Origin of the sequence: Mycobacterium sp. 852002-51057_SCH5723018 (assembly GCF_001667035.1) — a bacterium.
In the GTDB taxonomy this organism is placed as follows: domain Bacteria; phylum Actinomycetota; class Actinomycetes; order Mycobacteriales; family Mycobacteriaceae; genus Mycobacterium.
In genome coordinates this window covers 12,776-32,672 of sequence record NZ_LZIR01000021.1, presented here as the reverse complement: position 1 = coordinate 32,672, position 19,897 = coordinate 12,776, and the positions used below count along the sequence as shown (strand labels likewise).

Annotated in this window: 17 protein-coding genes and 2 tRNA genes; 8 read left to right on the top strand and 11 right to left on the bottom strand. The window is 69.4% G+C overall.

Features of this window, described 5'->3' with window-relative positions; genetic code table 11:
• Positions 1-9: 9 nt before the first annotated feature.
• The 4 genes from rpmG to A5764_RS05060 form a co-directional block, all read right to left on the bottom strand.
• A complete protein-coding gene (gene rpmG, locus A5764_RS05075; RefSeq protein WP_003898538.1) occupies positions 10-177 on the bottom strand; it encodes a 50S ribosomal protein L33 in 168 nt (55 codons plus the stop codon).
• A 58-nt stretch (positions 178-235) separates the two neighbouring features.
• Positions 236-309: transfer RNA gene (locus A5764_RS05070), tRNA-Met, on the bottom strand.
• 36 nt (positions 310-345) lie between these two features.
• Positions 346-418: transfer RNA gene (locus tag A5764_RS05065), tRNA-Thr, on the bottom strand.
• Between the two features lie 159 nt (positions 419-577).
• Positions 578-787 carry a type II toxin-antitoxin system VapB family antitoxin gene (locus A5764_RS05060; protein ID WP_067109547.1) on the bottom strand — a complete coding sequence of 70 codons (210 nt, stop codon included), beginning with the start codon at positions 785-787 and terminating at the stop codon, positions 578-580.
• A gap of 108 nt (positions 788-895) precedes the next feature.
• Here A5764_RS05060 and A5764_RS05055 point away from each other — a divergent pair, with 108 nt between their 5' ends.
• From A5764_RS05055 to A5764_RS05045, 3 genes are all read left to right on the top strand, one after another.
• A complete protein-coding gene (locus A5764_RS05055) occupies positions 896-1,609 on the top strand; it encodes an MBL fold metallo-hydrolase (protein WP_067109545.1) in 714 nt (237 codons plus the stop codon).
• A gap of 135 nt (positions 1,610-1,744) precedes the next feature.
• Positions 1,745-2,578: a hypothetical protein gene (locus tag A5764_RS05050; RefSeq protein ID WP_067109542.1), complete on the top strand. Its 834-nt coding sequence runs from the start codon at positions 1,745-1,747 to the stop codon at positions 2,576-2,578.
• Positions 2,579-2,599: 21 nt separating this feature from the next.
• Positions 2,600-3,295, top strand: coding sequence for a crotonase/enoyl-CoA hydratase family protein (locus A5764_RS05045; RefSeq protein WP_067109539.1), 696 nt, complete (start codon positions 2,600-2,602; stop codon positions 3,293-3,295).
• A gap of 156 nt (positions 3,296-3,451) precedes the next feature.
• Here A5764_RS05045 and A5764_RS05040 read toward each other — a convergent pair whose 3' ends face one another.
• From A5764_RS05040 to A5764_RS05020, 5 genes are read right to left on the bottom strand one after another with little or no spacing between them, the layout of a single operon-like run.
• A complete protein-coding gene (locus A5764_RS05040) occupies positions 3,452-4,393 on the bottom strand; it encodes an alpha/beta fold hydrolase (protein ID WP_067109536.1) in 942 nt (313 codons plus the stop codon).
• 3 nt (positions 4,394-4,396) lie between these two features.
• Positions 4,397-4,852: a cyanase gene (gene cynS / locus A5764_RS05035; protein WP_067109533.1), complete on the bottom strand. Its 456-nt coding sequence runs from the start codon at positions 4,850-4,852 to the stop codon at positions 4,397-4,399.
• Positions 4,853-4,905: 53 nt separating this feature from the next.
• Positions 4,906-5,655 carry a class I SAM-dependent methyltransferase gene (locus A5764_RS05030; RefSeq protein ID WP_067109528.1) on the bottom strand — a complete coding sequence of 250 codons (750 nt, stop codon included), beginning with the start codon at positions 5,653-5,655 and terminating at the stop codon, positions 4,906-4,908.
• A gap of 51 nt (positions 5,656-5,706) precedes the next feature.
• Entirely contained in the window at positions 5,707-6,222 is a 516-nt protein-coding gene (locus A5764_RS05025) for a nitroreductase family protein (protein ID WP_067109526.1), read from the bottom strand.
• A 21-nt stretch (positions 6,223-6,243) separates the two neighbouring features.
• Positions 6,244-7,671, bottom strand: a complete 1,428-nt coding sequence (locus tag A5764_RS05020) for a CehA/McbA family metallohydrolase (protein WP_067109523.1) — start codon at positions 7,669-7,671, stop codon at positions 6,244-6,246.
• A 153-nt stretch (positions 7,672-7,824) separates the two neighbouring features.
• Here A5764_RS05020 and recC point away from each other — a divergent pair, with 153 nt between their 5' ends.
• The 5 genes from recC to A5764_RS04995 all read left to right on the top strand — a co-directional run bounded on the left by recC (position 7,825) and on the right by A5764_RS04995 (position 17,883).
• The gene (gene recC / locus A5764_RS05015; RefSeq protein ID WP_067109520.1) at positions 7,825-11,133 is read left to right on the top strand and encodes an exodeoxyribonuclease V subunit gamma; all 3,309 of its coding nucleotides are present in this window, start codon (positions 7,825-7,827) and stop codon (positions 11,131-11,133) included.
• Entirely contained in the window at positions 11,133-14,438 is a 3,306-nt protein-coding gene (recB, locus tag A5764_RS05010) for an exodeoxyribonuclease V subunit beta (RefSeq protein WP_067109517.1), read from the top strand. The genes recC and recB overlap by 1 nt, the downstream gene beginning before the upstream one ends.
• Complete coding sequence (gene recD, locus A5764_RS05005) at positions 14,435-16,216, top strand: exodeoxyribonuclease V subunit alpha (RefSeq protein ID WP_067109514.1); 1,782 nt, start codon at positions 14,435-14,437, stop codon at positions 16,214-16,216. Before recB ends, recD begins: the two co-directional genes overlap by 4 nt.
• A 9-nt stretch (positions 16,217-16,225) precedes the next feature.
• Entirely contained in the window at positions 16,226-17,023 is a 798-nt protein-coding gene (locus A5764_RS05000; protein ID WP_067109511.1) for an SDR family oxidoreductase, read from the top strand.
• A gap of 134 nt (positions 17,024-17,157) precedes the next feature.
• Complete coding sequence (locus A5764_RS04995) at positions 17,158-17,883, top strand: TVP38/TMEM64 family protein (protein WP_067109508.1); 726 nt, start codon at positions 17,158-17,160, stop codon at positions 17,881-17,883.
• On the opposite strand, the gene A5764_RS04990 is transcribed toward A5764_RS04995, so the two are convergent.
• A complete protein-coding gene (locus tag A5764_RS04990; RefSeq protein ID WP_067109505.1) occupies positions 17,880-18,827 on the bottom strand; it encodes a class I SAM-dependent methyltransferase in 948 nt (315 codons plus the stop codon). The two genes, A5764_RS04995 and A5764_RS04990, sit on opposite strands and share 4 nt — an antisense overlap.
• 7 nt (positions 18,828-18,834) lie before the next feature.
• Positions 18,835-19,785 carry a class I SAM-dependent methyltransferase gene (locus A5764_RS04985; RefSeq protein WP_067109674.1) on the bottom strand — a complete coding sequence of 317 codons (951 nt, stop codon included), beginning with the start codon at positions 19,783-19,785 and terminating at the stop codon, positions 18,835-18,837.
• Between the last annotated feature and the right edge of the window lie 112 nt (positions 19,786-19,897).

The window sequence follows — 19,897 nt, the reverse complement described above, 5'->3', positions numbered from 1 at the left end:
CGGGTCGGCCTACCGGGTCTCGCGGTGCGCCTGGTGCTTGCCGCAGTTCGGGCAGAACTTCTTCAGCTCCAGCCGGTCGGGGTCGTTGCGCCGGTTCTTCTTGGTGATGTAGTTGCGGTGCTTGCACACCTCGCACGCCAAGGTGATCTTTGGCCGCACGTCCGTACTGGAAGCCATGACGTTTCTCTCTCAGTTCTTTCTCGCGGTCTCATCGCCGCGAGACGTTGTTGTGTTGTAGCGATGGCCGGACTCGAACCGGCGACCTAACGATTATGAGTCGTTCGCTCTAACCGACTGAGCTACATCGCCTCTGCTACGCGCCGCCAGCCTGCTCGGCGTCCGCCGAGCCCCCTAACGGAATCGAACCGTTGACCTTTTCCTTACCATGGAAACGCTCTACCGACTGAGCTAAGGGGGCCGTTCACCCAAGCGACAGTCGTGCCGCGGGCCTAAAAAAGGGTACAGCCTGGCGCGCAACGTCACCAAACCAGCAACTCGGGACTCGAGCGGGCTAGAGCTGGCAAGAGCTTGAATGAGCTTGAATGAACTATTGAAAGATTTTGCGGCGGTCGAACAATCACTCGCCGTCGCCACCGCGGTGGGGTTGCCACGCGCTGAGGTCGCTGAACTCGTCGTACTCGTCGCCCTGCGCATCCTCCGCGCCTGCCTCGCCGAGCAAGGTCCGCAACGCGAGATGGACGGCCTCCCGCGTGTCAGCCAGATGGAACCGACGTATCGCCTCTTGGACCAACTCGTCGTCGATTTCGATCTCGACCTTCTTCTTCATGCGCCAACAATACCCACTGCCGATAACGCCAACGGATCGATGACGACCCATTTCCGGCAAAGCGCGCCCGAATACGAAGTCGCCCTGACGAGTCAATAGTCTGGTCACGTGTCAGAAGACCGGCTGTACTTCCGTCAACTGCTCTCGGGTCGCGATTTCGCCGCCGGCGACATGATCGCGACGCAGATGCGCAACTTCGCCTACCTGATCGGCGACCGTGAGACCCGGGACTGCCTGGTGGTCGACCCCGCGTACGCCGCAGGCGACCTGCTCGACGCGCTCGAGGCCGACGGCATGCGCCTGTCCGGGGTGTTGGTGACCCACCACCACCCCGACCACGTGGGCGGGGCCATGATGGGCTTCGAGCTGAAGGGCCTGGCCGAGCTGCTGGACCGTGCACCGGTACCGGTGCACGTCAATACCCATGAGGCCCTTTGGGTTTCGCGAGTCACCGGGATCGGCCTCGGCGACCTCACCGCCCACGAGAGCCACGACAAGGTCAGCGTCGGGGATATCGAGATCGAGCTGCTGCACACCCCGGGCCACACCCCGGGCAGCCAGTGCTTTCTGCTCGACGGCCGCCTGGTCGCCGGCGACACGTTGTTCCTGGACGGCTGCGGGCGCACCGACTTTCCCGGCGGCGATTCCGATGAGATGTACCGCAGTCTGCAGCGGCTCGCCGCGCTTCCTGGGGACCCGACAGTGTTTCCGGGGCACTGGTATTCAGCCGAGCCGAGCGCCTCGCTATCGGAGGTCAAGCGCTCCAACTACGTGTATCGGGCCGCCGATCTTGATCAGTGGCGAATGTTGATGGGCGGTTAAGCGACACCGGCGCAACTCGCGACCATTTTGTGCGTCTCGATTACGCGGTCGGCAATGCGCGACGAACGCCTCTACTATCGGTCCAGCGAAATATCCGGCCAAAGAGCACTGTGATATAGCGGAAGGGTGGATTCCATGGGGTGGGTCCAGAGCGGCTGGCACGGAGTCACCAATGTGGGGCCCAGCACCTGGTTGGCGTGGGCGGCCTGGGCGGCGATTTTGCTGGGTATCGTGGCGCTGCTGCTCGCGAACCGGCAGCTCAAGCTCAATCGGCGGGCGGCCGGCGAGCGGGTACGGCCCCACGTCGCGATGTTCATGGAGCCGCATCCGGCCGACTGGCACGTGATCGAGCTGGTGGTCAGGAATTTCGGACAGACCGCGGCCTATGACGTCCGGTTCGCATTTCCGAATCCGCCGACGGTGGCCGAATACGAAAATGCCGCCGACGGCTACGCCGACGTCGTCGAACTGCAGCTGCCTCGCGAGTTGCCTGTGCTTGCGCCCGGTCAGGAATGGCGCATGGTGTGGGATTCGGCGCTCGACCGCGCCGAAATCGGGACCGGGATCGAGTCCCGCTTCACGGGGTCCTTGATCTACTACGACCGCCCCGAGACGCCGCGCGGTTGGCGGTTCTGGCAGCGCGAGCGGGCTCAGCTGCAGACCAACGTGGTGCTGGACTGGGATGCCCTGCCGCCGGTCCAGCGCATCGATTTGATGACCACCCACGACCTGGCCAAGCGGGAAAAGCAGAAGCTGGAACTACTGCGCGGCCTGCTCACCTACTTCCACTACGCCAGCAAGGAAACACGCCCCGACGTGTTCCGCAGGGAGATCGAACGGATCAACGGCGCCGTCCAGGAAACGCAGGACCGGTGGCGCACCCGGCTGCTCGACGCGCCCACCGACGTCAGCGTGCGCTGGGGCAACGCCGAAGCCGATCTCGGCAAGCACCGCGGCCAGCACGTCTGACGTAGATCGAAGGAGCAACCCATGAGTGGCCCGGTCCTCTACAGCCACAACGATTCCATCGCGGTCATCCGGATGGACGACGGCAAAGTCAACGCGCTGGGCCCGACGATGCAGCATGCCCTCACCGAGGCGATCGACCGGGCCGACAGCGACAACGTCGGAGCGCTGGTGATCACCGGCAACGAGCGGGTGTTCAGCGGCGGGTTCGACCTGAAGATCCTGACCTCGGGCGAGGCGCAGCCCGCGATCGACATGCTCCGGGGCGGCTTCGAGCTGGCGTATCGGCTGCTGTCCTATCCCAAGCCGGTGGTGATGGCCTGCACCGGTCATGCCATCGCGATGGGCGCGTTTTTGCTGTCGTCCGGCGACCACCGGGTGGCGGCCCACGCGTACAACATTCAGGCCAACGAGGTCGCGATCGGCATGACCATCCCGTATGCGGCCCTGGAGATCATGAAGCTGCGGCTGACCCGGTCGGCGTACCAGCAAGCCGCCGGCCTGGCCAAGACGTTCTTCGGTGAAACCGCCCTCGCCGCCGGCTTTGTCGACGAGATCGTGTTGCCCGAGATGGTGGTCAGCCGCGCCGAGGAGGCCGCGCGCGAATTCGCCGGCCTGCACCAGCAAGCCCACGCCGCAACCAAGCTGCGCGCCCGCGCCGACGCGCTGAAGGCCATCCGCGCCGGAATCGACGGGATCGAAGCCGAGTTCGGGCTCTGAGGTCACCTGGCCGCCTGCGGGCTGATGAACTGAAACGACGAACGCGGTGGCCGGTAAAAGACCTGGCCACCGCGTTGCTCGCCTCCTCGTCGCAAGTGTGACATGTACGCGGGGTGCAGTCACTCCACCCTGGCGGGCGCGCCCGGCGGTGGCGTCTCAGAGAAACCGGCGGACGTAGCCGAGGACCTCGTCGGCGGCCGCGAAGCCGCCCAGATGGCTTTCTTGGGGCCGCAGGATCAGCTCGGCGTTGGCCAGGTGCGACGCCGCGCACTGGGCGGCTTCCAGGGGCACGATGGGATCGGCGTCGCCGTGCCACCAGCGCACCGGCACCTGCACGTCGGCCAACCGGAACCCCCAGTCGCGCCCGAACAGCCGGATGTCGTCGACGACGGCCCAAAAGCGCCCCCCGGAAACGAGGACGATGTCGTCGAGGAACATCGGCTCCATCTCGGGGTCGGCGAAGACTCGCCGATCGCCCTCCTTCGTGGTAGCGGCGTAGGCCAGATAGGCGTAGTGCCCAAAGGGCAGAATCGGCAGTACCAGAGAAGACACCAGCGCCGACAACGGCCAGCGCAGGCGCGACCACACCGGGGCGAAGCGCCGGGCCAGGTCGATGATGCCGATCGCGCAGGATTCGGGCCCCACCGTCGGGACGACCCCACCCAGTACGCCCACCGCGGCGACCCGGCCGGCGAGCGGCGGCATCGCGCCGCACGCCAGCGCGTAAGGGCCGCCGCCCGAGAGGCCGATGACCGCGAGCCGTTCGGCGCCCAGCGCATCGGCCACCCAGGCCATGTCGGTGGCCCACTGCGCCACCGTCTCGTACCGGTGCGGGTCGGACAGGTGCGTCCCGGGCCGCTCCACCGCGACGACGCGCAGGCCGAGGTTATCGGCGGCACGCCGGCCGAGCAGCGGGAACTGCCGCCGGCCGCCGGGGGTGCCGTGGAACCACAGCACCACCTCGCCGGCCGGATCGCCGTATTCGGCGAAGCCCAGCCGTCGGCCGTTGGGCAGGTAGAAGCGTCCCTCGGATCGCGGCTTCGGGGCCCGGGCTACCCGGAAGGGGTGGCGGAGTGGATTGTTGGGTCGTACCGGCATGGGTCAATCGTCAGCCGAAACCCATTGGTAGGGAAGGAATTTCCCGTCGAACGTGACCACCACGCGGTCGCCGGACGGGTGCGGTTTCTTGTGCAGGTCGACGCTGAAGTTGATCGCGCTCATGATGCCGTCGCCGAACTGCTCGTGGATCATTTCCTTGATCGCGCCGCCGTACACCTGCAGGGCTTCGTAGAAGCGGTAGATGGTCGGGTCGGTCGGCACGGCGGTGGGCAGGCCGCCGCGCATGGGAGGTGCTGCCAGCACGGCCACCGCTGACTCGTCGAGGTCGAGCATTTCGACCAGGCTCTTGCCTAGTTCGGCGGGTATCGGGTGCTGGCCCAGCAGTGCCGACGTGGTCCACAGCACCGGCCTGTCGATCGCGTCGGCCAGCTCCTGCCAGGTCAGCCTCTTGGTCAGGCGCGACACCACGATCTGCTCGGTGAGTTCGTTTCTGTTCATGGGTCAAGCATGCCCTGTAGCCGGTAGATTGCATACACGAGCGTCGGCGCCGCTCACCCCGGTTTCGTGGCGGTGACCAGGCGCGTGGAGATCCACGGCCCGCCGTACCACATGCGCCATCCGAGGTTGCGGCGCTTGACGTTTCGCCAACCGAGTTCGCGCAGGCGCTCGGCGTGCTGACGGGTCTCCCAGAGATCGGCGATGGCCAGCCGGCCGCCCGGGCGCAGCACGCGAGCCGCTTCGTCGAGGGCCTGGCGGCGGCCGGCGCGGGCCGGAATGTTGTGGATGGCCAGGCTGCTGACGACCACGTCCACGCTCTCGTCGGGCAGCGGCAGGGCGGTCATGTCGGCGGTGCGGACCTCGATGCGGTCGGCGACGTTTTCCAGAGCCGCGTTGGCCAGCGTGGCCTCCTGCGAGTTGTCGGTCTGGTCGGCATGCCACAGATCGACGCCGATCGCCCGGCCGCGCGGCAGCCGCTTGGCCACTGCCGTCAACACCGCGCCGCGTCCGCACCCGAGATCCAGCACCGTTTCGTCGCCCCGCAGGCGGAGGTCATCGAGAACCCGGTCCCACACGACGAACTTGCCCGAGCGCGTCGCGTAGATGTACCACGTCATCATCGAGATCATCCCGGCGGCCGATGCGCCGCCCAGCGCGGCGGCCATCCGCCTGCCGCGCGCCCAGCTGATCGCCGCCCACACGGCCAGGGCGGCGGCTTGGGCGACGACGCCTATGGCCTGTCCGCGCGCCGAGACGGTCTTGAAGGATCCGTCGATGCCGTAGTCGCCCCGGTGATCATGCACGACAACGAGCTTACGGCTGCGCCAGGCGCCGAACGGTTTTCGCGGTGTGGATCACCAACGCCCGTGATGCACGACCTCGGGAAAGGGCCGCCGATCGGGCTTGCGGACCGGGGTGAGCGGGCGATCGGCGGGATAGCCGATGCCGAGCAGGAACGCCACCTGGTGGTCGTCGGGCACGCCCAGGATGGCGCGTGCCTTCTCCTGGTCTCCCACCGACGAATGGCCGGTTCCGATCCCGCGGTCGGCGGCCGCGATCATCATCGCCATCGTGGCCTGGCCGATGTCGTAGGTGTCGGTGACCAGCCTGCGCTGGTCGGGTGGCACCGGCACAACCAGCGCGATCGCGGCGGGGGCCGACGCGATGTGACCCGCCCCCTGCCAGACGGTGGACAACTCCTGCAGCTGGGTCCGGTCGGTGACGACGACAAAGTCCCACGGCTGCCGGTTCTTGGCCGACGGGGCCCGCCAGCCCGCCTCGGCGATGCGGTTCAGGTCGTCGTCGGACACCGGCTCGTCCGTGTATTGCCGGACGTTGCGCCGCGCACAGATCGCGTCCCAAGCTTGCATGTCGTTCCCCTCCGGTCCGGTTCAGGCTAGCCATACGGGATTTGTCAACGCGACCATCGCGCCGAGCCTTCCCCGCTCGCGTACCTCCAGCCGCACAAAGCGCGCCGACGCGGCGTCGAGCTCCCAGCGCAACCGGGCCCGCGCCGCACTCACCGCCGTCCGCCCGGCGCAGCCCGTCGCCGTGATCAGGGCGGCGGTTGTGCCGGCGGCCCCGGCGATCACGGCGGTGACCGTCACCGGCGCCCCGGGCCGCACCGGCAATGCCTCCCCGGGACCGCCGCTTCCGCCCGGGCAGGTAGCGGTCAGCTCGCACGCGACCTCGCGTGATCGGACGATGTAGGAGCGACCGCGGCGCAGCCCGTCGACGATCGCCGGCATGGACAGTTCACGCGCGTGCACGGCCGTCTGCGGCGCGCCGACCGGCTGATGTTCGCCGTGCGAGTCGCTGCCGCCGACCGCCACGATGCGCCTGCCGCGCCGCAGCATGCGTTGCCAAATGCGAAGGGAGACTTCGTCGTCGACGTTCCACCGGCCATTCCACACCTCGAGCGCCTCGACGTGGGCGAAACCGAACTCCCACGCCGATCCCGGCAGCGGCACGGCGGGATGGGCGGCGACCACCAGGCCACCGGCTTCGCGGACCTCGGCGGCGAAGCGCGGGAACAGCCCGTCACGCGGCCCGTATCGCCAGTCGACCCAGGCGTGCGGGGGCAGGCCGACGGCGAGCCAGTGTCCGTGCCGGGTGGTGACCTCCTCGCCGGGAATCACCAACAGCGATCCGGTGCGACAGGCCGCCCACACCCGGTTCGCGGAGTTGGTGTTGTGCTCGGTGGAGACGATGAAGTCCAGCCCCGCGGCCCGCGCGGCCGACACCAGCTCGGCGGGATCGCGCTCGCCGTCGGAGTGCACGGTGTGCAGATGCAGATCCCCGCGGAACCAGCGCGGGCTCCCGATCGGTGCGGCCGGCGGCGCGATCACCGGGCCGGCCTGCGCGGCGGGCAGATCCGGTTCGGGGTCGGGCTCGCCGCGTTCCAGGGTGACGCGCACCCGCCAGGCCATCCCCCACGGGCTCAGAACCACCGGGCCGAGGGCCACGGCCCAGGAACCCGGGTCGATGGGGCCCGCCAGATAGCCCGGGGTGGCATGGCTGCTGGAGATGACGAAGCCGTCTCGGGCGCCGCCCGACCAGCCTCGGAAGCCCGCGGCGTTGCCCGGGTCGTGGCCGGCGGGGCCAAAGACGCCCAGATCCAACACGTTTCGGGCAAATCCCGCGGCGAAGTCCTCGTGGACCGCGGCGACCCGGATTCGCCGCACGCCCGGCGGCACCTCGAACGGCAGGTAAGCCCACCGGTAGATGCCAAGACCGAACCGCCCCGAGAACGTCACCTCGATCGCCCCGGTGTCGCGTCGCTCGGTGATGGCACCGGGTGCGATCGTCGCGATGGTCATGGCCGCCTCCCGCCCTCTCGGTACGCCCACAGCATCCGGCACCCAGCGGTAACCAGCCGTTACATCGCCACCAACGGCTGGCGTCGGGCCGCTGAGCATTTTGTCCGCGTCAACCGGCCACGTCGTCGGTGCCAAGCTCTAGGGTGGCGCTCGATGGCGCTTCATCTTCACCGTGCCGAACGCACCGACCTGCTCGCCGACGGTCTCGGCGCCCTGCTGGCCGCCCCGCTGCCCGACCCGTTCGTCGAGGAGCTGGTGCTGGTGCCGGCGCGCGGCGTGGAACGCTGGCTCAGTCAGCGGCTTTCGCACGTGCTGGGTCCGCGGCCCGGCATGGGCGACGGGGTCTGCGCGGGGGTGGCTTTCCGCAGCCCGGGATCGTTGATCGCCGAGATTTCTGCGATCACCGGGACGGTCGACGAGGACCCGTGGTCGCCCGAGGCGATGACCTGGCCGCTGCTCGAGGTGATCGATGCCGGCCTCGACCAGCCGTGGTGCCGAACGCTGGCAACCCATCTGGGCCACTTCCACACCGGCGAGGAGGCGGAGCTGCGCAAAGGGCGCCGGTATGCCGTGGCGCGCCGGCTGGCCGGGCTGTTCGCCTCTTACGCCCGGCAGCGTCCGCAACTGCTCATCGACTGGCTGGACGGCAACGCGAAGGGCCTCGACACCGACCTGGCCTGGCAGCCGGAACTGTGGCGCGCGCTGGCTGCGCGGGTCGAGGCCGATCCCCCGCACGTCCGCCACCAGAAGACCGTCGCGCGGTTGCGGGAGGGGCCGGTCGACCTGCCGGCGCGGCTGTCGCTGTTCGGCCACACGCGGCTGCCTGCCACCGACATCGAGCTGCTCGACGCGCTGGCCGCGCACCACGACCTGCACCTGTGGCTGCCGCACCCCAGCGACGAACTGTGGCGGCGGCTCGCCGATCTGCGCGGCCCGGTGCGGCGAACCGACGACACCAGCCGGCGCCGAGTCCGCCACCCGCTGCTGCAGACACTGGGCCGCGACCTTCGCGAGCTGCAAACCGTGTTGCCCTCGGCCCGCGCCACAGACGAATACCTCGGCGCGGAAACGCAACCCGAGACATTACTGGGCTGGCTGCAATCCGATATCGCCGCCAACGCGGTGCGGCCCGACGACCGGGCCCTGGCCGCCGACGACCGATCGGTTCGGGTGCACGCCTGCCACGGCACTGCCCGGCAGATCGACGTGCTGCGTGAAGTACTGCTCGGGCTGTTGGCGGACGATCCCACGCTTGAACCGCGCGACATCGTGGTGATGTGCCCCGACATCGAGAGCTGCGCGCCGCTGATCGTCGCCGACTTCGGCCTGGGCGAACTCCCCGGCCCCAACCACCCCGCGCACCGGCTGCGAGTGCGGCTGGCCGACCGAGCCCTCACCCAGACCAACCCCCTCCTCGGGGTGGCCGGGGAGCTGCTCGGCATCGCCGGCAGCCGCGCGACCGCAACCCAGGTCCTCAACCTGGCCCAGGCCGCGCCGGTGCGGACCCGCTTCAAATTCACCGACGACGACCTCGACACGATCGCCGCGTGGGTGCGCGACTCCGGTATCCGCTGGAGCTTCGACACCCGGCACCGCAAGCCATACGGACTCGACCACATCGTGGGAAACACCTGGCGTTTCGGCCTGGACCGGATCCTGACCGGGGTCGCGATGTCCGACGACTCGCAGGCGTGGCTGGCGACCGCGCTTCCCCTGGACGACGTCGGCAGCAACCGGGTGGAGCTGGCGGGGCGGCTGGCCGAGTACGTCGACCGGCTGCAGTCGGCGGTCGACTCGCTCGACGGAATCCGCCCGCTGGCCGAGTGGATCGATGCGCTCACCGACGGTGTCGCGGCATTGACCCAGGTGGACGCCGCCGACGCGTGGCAATCGGGACAATTGCGCCGCGAGTTCGCAACCATACTGGCGCAGGCCGAATTTCGCGCCGCCGCCCGGCTGCGGCTGTCCGACGTACGGGCATTGCTGGCCGAGCGCCTCGCCGGGCGTCCGACCCGGGCCAACTTCCGGACCGGAACCTTGACCGTGTGCACGATGGTGCCGATGCGCTCGGTCCCGCACCGGGTGGTGTGCCTGGTCGGGCTCGACGACGGCGTGTTTCCGCGGTCCGCGCTGCCGGACGGCGACGACGCCCTTTCCCGCGGGCCGATGACCGGCGAGCGCGACATCCGTTCCGAGGACCGGCAATTGCTGCTCGACGCGGTATGCGCGGCCACCGAGACGTTGGTCATCACCTATACCGGCGCCGACGAGCACACCGGACACCCGCGGCCGCCGTCGGTGCCGCTGGCCGAACTGCTCGACGCGCTCGATCAGACCACACCGGCGCCGGTGCGAGACCGGGTGCTGATCGAGCACCCGTTGCAGCCGTTCGACATTCGCAATGTCACGCCGGGCGAGCTGCTGCCGGGCCAGCCGTTCACCTTCGATCCGACCGCCCTGGTCGCGGCCCGGGCCGCCGCCGGTGACCGGCACCCGCGGCCGCGCTTCTTCACCGATCCGCTCCCCCGACCGGCACCCGACGACGTCGTGCTCGCCGACTTGCTGGCCTTCCTGCGTGACCCGGTCAAGGGGTTCTTCCGCGCGCTGGACTACACGTTGCCCTGGGAGATCGACGAGATCAAAGACGAGATGCCCGTCGAGATCGACAACCTCGAAGAGTGGTCGGTCGGCGACCGGATGCTGCGAGACATGTTGCGCGGCTTGGATCCTGGCAAGGCGGCCGAAGCCGAATGGCGCCGAGGGACCTTGCCCCCGGGGCAGCTGGGCTGGCGCAAAGCCAGGGAAATCCGCGGCCAGGCCGCCGAACTGGCCGCCGAGGCGCTGCGGCACCGCCGCGGTGCGCCCTCCGCTTACGACGTCGACCTGCCGCTGGACGGCGCGCGGCGGCTCACCGGCACGGTGACACCCGTCTTCGGCGCCCGCACCGTGTCGGTCACCTACTCCAAGCTCGGCGGCAAGCACCTGCTGGAATCGTGGATCCCGCTGCTGGCGTTGAAGGCAAGCGATTCGCGTCGTGACTGGAGCGCATTGTGCATCGGGCGCGCCCGGCGAAACGATCGGATCGAGCGCCGCCTGCTCGGTCCGCCACCGGACTCCCTCGAGACGCTGCGTGAGCTGGTGCGGCTGTACGACGCCGGTCGCCGGGAGCCGCTACCACTGCCGCTGCGGACATCGTTCGCCTGGGCGGACGCCCGCAATTCGGACAGGGACCCGCTCAGGGCCGCGGGATATCGGTGGAACTCGCAGAACAACTTCCGCGGTGAGAATGCCGAGCCGGCAAACGAAAGGGTCTGGGGCACAAGGGCTCGGCTCGACGTCCTGCTGGGACCGCCGCGCGCGGGCGAAGAGGTTGCCGGTGAAGGCACGCGCCTCGGCGCGTTGGCGGCCCGGCTGTGGGGGCCGCTGCTGCGCTCCGAACGCTCGGCCCGGGAGCTGGTCTGATGGAGCGCTTCGACCTGCTCGGCCCGTTGCCCGCGCCGGGGTCCACGACGGTGCTGGAGGCCAGCGCGGGCACCGGCAAGACGTTCGCACTGGCCGGCCTCGTGACCCGCTTCATCTCCGACGGCGTCGGCAAGCTCGACGAAATGCTGCTGATCACCTTCAGCAAGGCGGCCAGCCGGGAACTGCGGGAAAGGGTCCGCTGCCAGATCGTGGAAGCCGTTGCCGCACTGGAAGGTTCGCTGTCCGACAGGGCTACCGATCTGCTCACCCACCTGACGGCCGGCACCGACGCCGAGCGCGGCGAGCGATGCGCGCGGCTGCGCGACGCGCTCTCGGACTTCGACGCCGCCACCATCTGCACCACGCACCAGTTCTGTCACCTGGTGCTCAAATCGCTTGGGGTTGCCGGTGATACGGACACCGACGCCACGCTGGTGGAAAGCCTCGACGATCTGGTCGGCCAGATCGTCGACGACCTGTATCTTGCGCACTTCGGATCGCAGCGCGACGAGGTGGCCCTCAGCCACCGCGATGCGCTGGCGCTGGCCCGTGCGATCGTCGAGGACCCCTGCGCGCAGCTGCGACTGCGCGACCCGGACCCGCAGGCCATTGCCGGGGTGCGACTGCGTTTCGCCACCGACGTGCTGGACCAACTCGAGCTGCGCAAGCGCCGGCTCGGCATCTTCAGCTACAACGACCTGCTCAATCGCCTGGCCGGCGCTTTGAAAAGCCGTCCGGGTTCCGCGGATTCGGCTGCCGCCGACCGGATGCGCCGCCGCTGGTCGATCGTGATGATCGACGAATTCCAGGACACCGATCCCATTCAATGGGAGGTCATCGATCGCGCCTTCAACGGCCATTCCAGGCTGGTGTTGATCGGCGACCCCAAGCAGGCGATCTACGGTTTTCGCGGCGGCGACATCTACACCTATCTGCGGGCGGCCCAAACGGCCGGCGAGCGCCGCACGCTGAGCGTGAATTGGCGCAGCGACAAGGTGCTCGTCGACAGCCTGCAAACGCTGTTGCGCGGGGCCGCGCTGGGCGACCCCGACATCGTGGTGCGCGACATCGAGGCGCACGTGGCGGGCCACCGGCTGCGCAATGCGCCGCACAATCAGCCGTTTCGGCTCCGGGTGGTCGGCCGCGCCGCCTTCGGTTGCCAGCAGGACCGGACCATTTCGATCGACCAGCTGCGTCGCCACATCCCGGCCGACCTCGCCGCCGACGTCGGCGCCCTGCTGGCCAGCGACGCCACCTTCGACGGCAACCGGGTGCGCGCCGGTGATATCGCGGTCATCGTCGAATCCGGCAAGGACGCGCGGGCGTGTCAAACCGCGTTGACGCAAGCCGGGATTCCCGCGGTCTACACCGGCGACGGCGACGTATTCGCGGCCGAAGCGGCCAAGGATTGGCTGTTCCTGCTGGACGCGTTCGACCAGACCCACCGCGCCGGGCTGGTGCGCGCCGCCGCCGCCACGGTGTTCTTCGGCAAGACGGCCGGCGACCTGGCCGCGGGCGGAGACGACCTCACCGACGAGGTCGCTGCCACGCTGCGGGAGTGGTCCGATGAGTTGCGAAACCGCGGACCCGCCGCGGTGTTCGAGGCCGCGCAACTGGCCGGCGTGGGGAGGCGGGTGCTTGCCGAGCAGGCTGGTGAACGCACCATGACCGACCTGGCCCACATCGCTCAGCTGCTGCACGCCGTGGCCCATCGGGAACGGTTGACGCTGCCCGCCCTGCGCGACTGGTTGCGTCGGCAATGCGAGGAGCGCGCCGGGGCACCCGAACGCAGCCGCCGCATCGACAGTGACGCCGCGGCCGTGCAGATCCTGACGGTGTGGGGCGCCAAGGGGTTACAGTTCCCGATCGTCTACTTGCCGTTCGCCTTCAATCGGCACGTCTTCATCGACGACATTCCGCTCTACCACGACGAGGACGGCGTTCGCTGCCTGGACGTCGGCGGCCCGGGGGGCGCCGACCGCAGGACCATCGAGGCGTTCAGCCGCGCCGAGGCGGCGCGCAACGACATCCGGCTCACGTACGTCGCCCTGACCCGGGCGCAGTCGCAGGTGGTGGCGTGGTGGGCACCCGCCAAGGACGAGCCGAACGGAGGGCTGTCCCGGCTGCTGCGGGGCCGGCGTCTGGGACAGGCCGAGGTCCCGGATAGCTGTGTGCCGCGGACGATCTCGGACGAGGACGCATTGGCCTGCCTTCGCGCGTGGGAGGCCGCCGGCGGCCCGGCGATCGAAGAAGCGTCGGTGGTGGACGCCCCGGCGGTGCACCGCCCGGCCCCGTCCACCGAGCTTGCGGTGCGGCACTTCCACCGGTCGATCGACACCGCGTGGCGGCGAACATCGTATTCGGCGTTGGTGCGCAGCGCGGAGGAGTCCTATGACTCCGGTGTCAGCAGTGAACCGGAGATGTCGGCCCGCGACGACGAGATCGACGGCGCCGCGGTGGCCGTCACACCGGACGCGCCCCCCGCGGGCGCCGACGTCGTTTCTCCCATGTCGGGCTTGCCCGCCGGCGCGACGTTCGGATCGCTCGTGCACGCGGTGCTCGAAACCGCGGATCCCTTCGCCGCCGATCTCGCGGCCGAACTGGAAGCCCACGTGCGCAGGCACTCGGCCTGGTGGCCCGTGGACGCCGAGCCCACCACCGTGGCCTCGGCGTTGCTGCCCATGCACGACACGTCGCTGGGCCCGCTGGCGGAGGGGCTGACCTTACGCCGGATCGGTCTGCGGGATCGGTTGCGGGAGTTGGACTTCGAAATTCCCTTGGCGGGAGGCGACATCCGGGGTTCGGTCCCGCAACTTCGGCTCGCGGATGTCGGGGCGCTTGTTCGTGAGCACCTGTCCGTCGACGACCCATTGGCCGGCTACAGCGACCGGTTGATGTCGGATTCGCTCGGCGGCCAGTCGCTGCGCGGTTACCTGTCCGGCTCGGTCGACGTGGTGCTGCGCCTGCCCCGGCAGCGCTACGCGGTGGTCGACTACAAGACCAACATGCTCGGCGCCACCGCGGCCGACTACGGTTTGCACCGGCTGACCGAAGCGATGCTGCACTCCGACTATCCGTTGCAGGCGTTGCTGTATACCGTTGTGCTGCATCGTTTCCTGCGGTGGCGGCAACCCGGCTACCAGCCCTCGCAGCACCTGGGCGGTGTGTTGTACCTGTTCGTGCGAGGCATGTGCGGGCCGCAAACCCCGACGGTCGACGGGCATCCCTGCGGAGTGTTCAGCTGGCTGCCGCCGGTCTCGATGGTGACCGCGGTGTCCGACCTGCTGGACGAGGGCCGGGCATGAGCATCGGCGACATAGAAGACCCCCTGGACTGGCGGATCGCCTACCGCGCAGGTGATGCCTTACGACGCTTCAACGAAGCCGGCGTGCTGGAATCCTCCGACGTGCATGTCGCGCAACGCGTTACAGCGCTGGCCGAGGAAACCGATCACAGCGTCGCGCTGGCGGTGGCGCTCGCGGCCAGGGCATTGCGCGGCGGGTCGGTGTGTGTCGACCTGACGACGGTGGCCGACGACGCCGGCGTCCCGGAGCTGCCCTGGCCCGACCCGGGTGGCTGGCTGGCGGCGTTGCGCGCCAGCCGGTTACTGGGCGATCCACCCGTCTTGCACCTGTACGACGACCGGCTGCTGTACCTCGACCGGTACTGGCGAGAGGAAGAGCAAGTCTGCGCCGACCTACTCACCCTGTCGGTTCCCGCGGCGCTGCCTAACGTGTCCGGGTTGGCGCGGCTTTTCCCGCCGCCACACTACGAGGAGCAGCGGGCGGCCGCCGAAATCGCGGTGTCACAAGCGGTCACCGTGCTGACGGGGGGCCCGGGTACCGGCAAGACCACCACGGTGGCACGGCTGCTGGCACTACTCGCCGAACACGCGGACCGTTCCGGCGCGACCCGCCTGCGGATCGCGATGGCCGCGCCCACCGGCAAGGCCGCGGCCCGGTTGACCGAGGCCGTGGCGGCCGAAGTAGGCAAGCTCGAAGTTGTTGACCGCGAACGACTTTCGGGCCTGCAAGCGGTTACGCTGCACCGGCTGCTCGGCAGCCGTCCGGACAGTTCAGTGCGGTTTCGCCACCACCGGGGCAACCGCCTCCCGCACGACGTGATCGTCGTCGACGAAACGTCCATGGTGTCGCTGACGATGATGGCCCGGCTGCTGGAGGCGGTGCGTCCGGATGCCCGGCTGATCCTGGTCGGGGATGCCGACCAGTTGGCTTCGGTGGAAGCCGGCGCGGTGCTGGCGGATCTCGTCGACGGCCTGTCCGCCCGCGACGATGTGCGGGTCGCGGCGCTGCGAACATCGCACCGGTTCGGCCAGACGATCGGGGCCCTGGCCGAGGCGATCCGGGCCGGCGACGCGGATCACGTTGTGGCGCAGCTCCGCTCGGGTGATGAGGACGTCGAGTTTGTCGAGCTCGGGGACGGTGCCGACGGCTCGGCGCCGCTGCGCGCGATCCTGCTGCCGCACGCGTTGCGGCTGCGGGAGGCGGCGATCGCCGGCGCCGTGGAGACCGCGCTGGCCACACTCGACGAACACCGGCTGCTGTGCGCGCACCGGCGCGGCCCGTTCGGGGTGCAGTACTGGAACCAGCAGGTGCAGCGGTGGCTGGCCGAAGAGACGGGCCAGCCGGCGTGGTCACCGTGGTACGCCGGGCGCCCGCTGCTGGTGACGGCCAACGACTACGGCCTGCGCGTCTACAACGGCGACACCGGCGTCGCGGTCGCCGACGCCGAGGGTTTGCGGGCGTTCATCGGCGGCGCCGCCGGACCGCTTGACTTCGCGACCAGCCGCCTGGCCGACATCGAGACCATGCACGCCATGACGATTCACAAGAGCCAGGGCAGCCAGGCCGACGAGGTCACCGTGCTTGTGCCGCCGCAGGATTCGCGGTTGCTGACCCGGGAGCTGTTCTACACGGCGGTGACGCGGGCGAAGGGCAAGGTCCGGGTCGTCGGTTCCGAGGCCTCGGTGCGGGCCGCGATCGGGCGGCGAGCGGCGCGGGCGAGCGGGCTGCGGCTGCGGTTGCAGGCATCGTCGCCAGGCACCGGGACGTGGGGCGACTAGGCTCAACACATGACACTTCCCCCACCATCTGCGGGTTCGGTCGCCCTGGTCACCGGCGCCTCGTCGGGCATCGGCGAACAATTCGCGCGCCAACTCGTCGCCCGCGGTTACCGCATCGTCGTGACCGCCCGCCGGGAGGACCGACTACACGAGTTGTGCGCCGAACTGGGCGGGGACGAGCATGCCGTCGCGGTCGGCACCGATCTCGCGATTGCCGAGGACCGCGACCGGCTGGCCGCACGGATCGAGGAGCTGGGCGCGCACGTCGATCTGCTGGTGAACAACGCGGGGCTGGGCATCTACACGAAGTTCGGCGCCGAGGGTCGCGACAAGGAACTGCAGATGCTGCGCGTCGACGTCGAGGCGGTGGCGGACCTGATGCTGCGCTACTTGCCCGGCATGGCCGATCGCGGTCGCGGCGCGATCATCAACTTGTCGTCGGTGTCGGGATTCCAGCCGGCGCCGTACAACGCCGGCTACGCCGCGGCCAAGGCGTACGTGCTGTGGTTGTCGGAGGCGGTGAACGCCGAGGTCGCCGGAACGGGTGTGACGGTCACCGCCGTTTGCCCGGGTCCGGTGCCGACGGAATTCCAGGCCACCAACGACGCCGATTACATGGTGACCCGGCTACCGGCGTTCGCCCGGGTATCCGCCGAACGGGTGGTCGCCGACGCGCTCAAGGCCGCCGACCATGGCCGCGGGTCCGTCGTGCCGGGGGGACCGCATGTGCGGCTCGCGCTGGGGTCGACCCGGTTCGTGCCGACGCCGCTGGCCTTGCCGGTCGTGGCGCGAATGATGAAGCGCTAGGTGGGAATCGCCGTTCGTGCCGGGCTCGATTACCGTCCCCGCTCGCACGGGATAGGCGACTTTCAATTGCGCTATCGCATGCGCTATCGCCTTCGCGGATCGAGTGGTGGCTCCCACGCGGGACTCATGTGAGCATGGTCGACAATTCCTCACCGGCCTCACCGGCGTCACCGGAGCCACCGCCTTCGCGACGACGCCACATCGCGCGGCTCGTCGTGTTCGCCGCCCTGCTGCTCGTGGTGTTCTACCTCGTCGCCATCGCGAGGGTCATCGATCTCGGGGCGGTCCGACACGCGATCTCGGCCACCGGTCCGGCGGCGCCGCTGGCCTACGTCGTGGTGTCGGCCGCCCTCGGCGCGTTGTTCGTGCCGGGCTCGCTCCTGGCCGCGGGCAGCGGCCTGCTGTTCGGCCCGGTACTCGGCATCTTCGTGACGCTGGGCGCGGCGGTGGGTACCGCCATCGTCGCGAGCCGCATCGGCCGTCGGGCCGGCCGGGACAGCGCGCGGGCCCTGCTCGGGGCGGAACGCGCGGACCGCATCGATGCGCTGATCGAGCGCGGCGGACTGTGGGCGGTCGTCGGGCAGCGTTTCGTTCCCGGGCTGTCGGACGCCCTCGCCTCCTATGCGTTCGGTGCTTTCGGAGTTCCGCTGTTGCAGATGGCGATCGGTTCGTTCATCGGTTCGGCCCCGCGAGCATTCGCCTACACCGCGCTGGGCGCCTCGATCGCGAATCGGTCGTCGACGCTGGCCTACTCGGCGATAGCGGTGTGGTGCGTGAGCGCGATCATCGGCGCGTTTGGCGCGCGACGTGGATATCGAAAGTGGCGTGCGCACGCCGGCCGCGGCGAGGAACGGAGCTAGGACCGCTGGGCGGCGACGAACAGGTTCCCCGGGACCTGGTCCTGGATCTCTTGGGGCGCTTTGCGACCGTAGCCGGCCATCAGCTCGTCGGACGGCGTGACCGACACGTCCCAGCCGTGGCGGCCGAACCAGTCACCGACATCTTCGCGCTCCTCGAAGTAAAACAATTCCTCGTTATTGGGGATCTCCCGTTGCGGGTCCAGTTTGGCCACCACCGCGCGGATCCTCGCCATCCGCTCGCGCCGCTTGGCGCGAAACTCGGGGTCGACAAAACTTTGCCCCAGGGCCTCCACGGCCACCCGGCTACCCGACACGGTCAGCCCGTGAATACGTTCGAACAGCAGGTCTTGGGCCGCGGCCGGCAGATACGGCATCAGGCCCTCCGCCGACCAGGCGCTGGGCGCTTTTGCGTCAAAACCCGCCTGCCGCAACGCCGTCGGCCAATCCTGACGCAGGTCGATCGGGACGGCGATCCGGTTGCAGGCGGGCTCAGCCCCGTGCTCGGCCAACGTCGACGATTTGAATTCCAACACCCGTGGCTGGTCGAGCTCGTACACGGTGACGCCATCCGGCCAGGCCAGCCGCCACGCCCGCGAGTCCAGACCCGACGCCAGGATCACCGCCTGGCGGATGCCCGCATCCGTCGCATCCAGGAAGAACTGGTCGAAAAAGGCTGTGCGGCAAGCCATATAGCCGACCATCGCCTTCATCTGCAATTGCAGGCTCGGTTCGGCGTCGAGGACCTCGGCGGGCAGCTGCGACGCGGAGTACCAATTCCACAGGCCGTCGCCGGCGGCGTCGAGGAAAACCCGCGCGAACGGGTCGCGGATCAGCGGGTTCTCGCTCTCGGTTTCCACGGCGCGAGCCGACGCCACGCCCAGCGCGGTCGCGCCCACGCTCTCGGTGATCTCCCAGGTGTCGTCATCGGTTCTGGCGTTGCTCATTCCGGGCTCAGTTCCTCTCGGTCCGCTCCGCCGCCACGAACAAGGACCGCGGGGCGGCGTCCTCGATGCCTTCCGGGGGCCTGCGGTCGTAGCGGGCCATCAGCTCCTCGGCCGGCGTTACCGTCACCGCCCAGCCGTGGCGACGCAGCCAGTCACCGACGTCCTCGCGTTCCTCGAAGTACCACAGGTCCTGGACGTCGGGGATGTCGCGTTCGGGCTCCAGCCTGGCCATCAGGTCGCGCACCCGCTGCATGGTCTGGCGCTGCCTGTCCTGGGCGGCCGGGTCCATGAAGCCCGGGCCCGGGGCCTCGACGGCGATTCGGCTGCCGGCCGTCCCGAGCGCATGAACACGCTCGAAGAGCAGCTCCTGAGCGGCCGCCGGCAGAAACGGCAACAGCCCCTCGGCCGACCAGGCGCTCGGCGCCGACGCGTCAAAACCCGCCTCCCGCAAGGCGGCCGGCCAGTCGTGGCGCAGGTCGACCGGGACGTGCACCAGGTTGCAGGTGGGCTCGGCGCCGGCTTCGCGCAACGTCGCGGACTTGAATTCCAGCACCCGGGGCTGGTCGAGCTCGTACACCGTCGTGCCGTCGGGCCAGGGCAGCCGCCACGCCCGCGAGTCCAAGCCGGCCGCCAGGATGACCACCTGGGTCACGCCCGCCCGGGTGGCGTCCAAAAAGAACTGGTCGAAAAACGACGTCCGCGCGGCCATGTAGTCGACCATTCCGCGCATCCGCGGCTGCAGGTCGGGTTCGGCCTCGGCGATCTCGGCGGGCAGGTCGGGGGCCGCGAACCAGTTCCACATGCCGTCGCCGGCGGCGTCGAGGAAGACCCGCGCGAACGGATCGCTGATCAGCGGGTTTTCGCTCTCGGTCTCCGCGGCGCGGGCCGCCGCGACGCCCAGCGCCGTCGCCCCCACGCTCTCGGTGATGTCCCAGGTGTCGTTGTCCGTCCTCGCCACGCCCATGTCCTCCAATTCGCTAGCACGACTACCTACCACTATCTCGCCGACCCTACGCGCGCCGCATGTGAACTAGCTGTCCGACAGGTTCTCCCACACTGTCCCGGAGGTA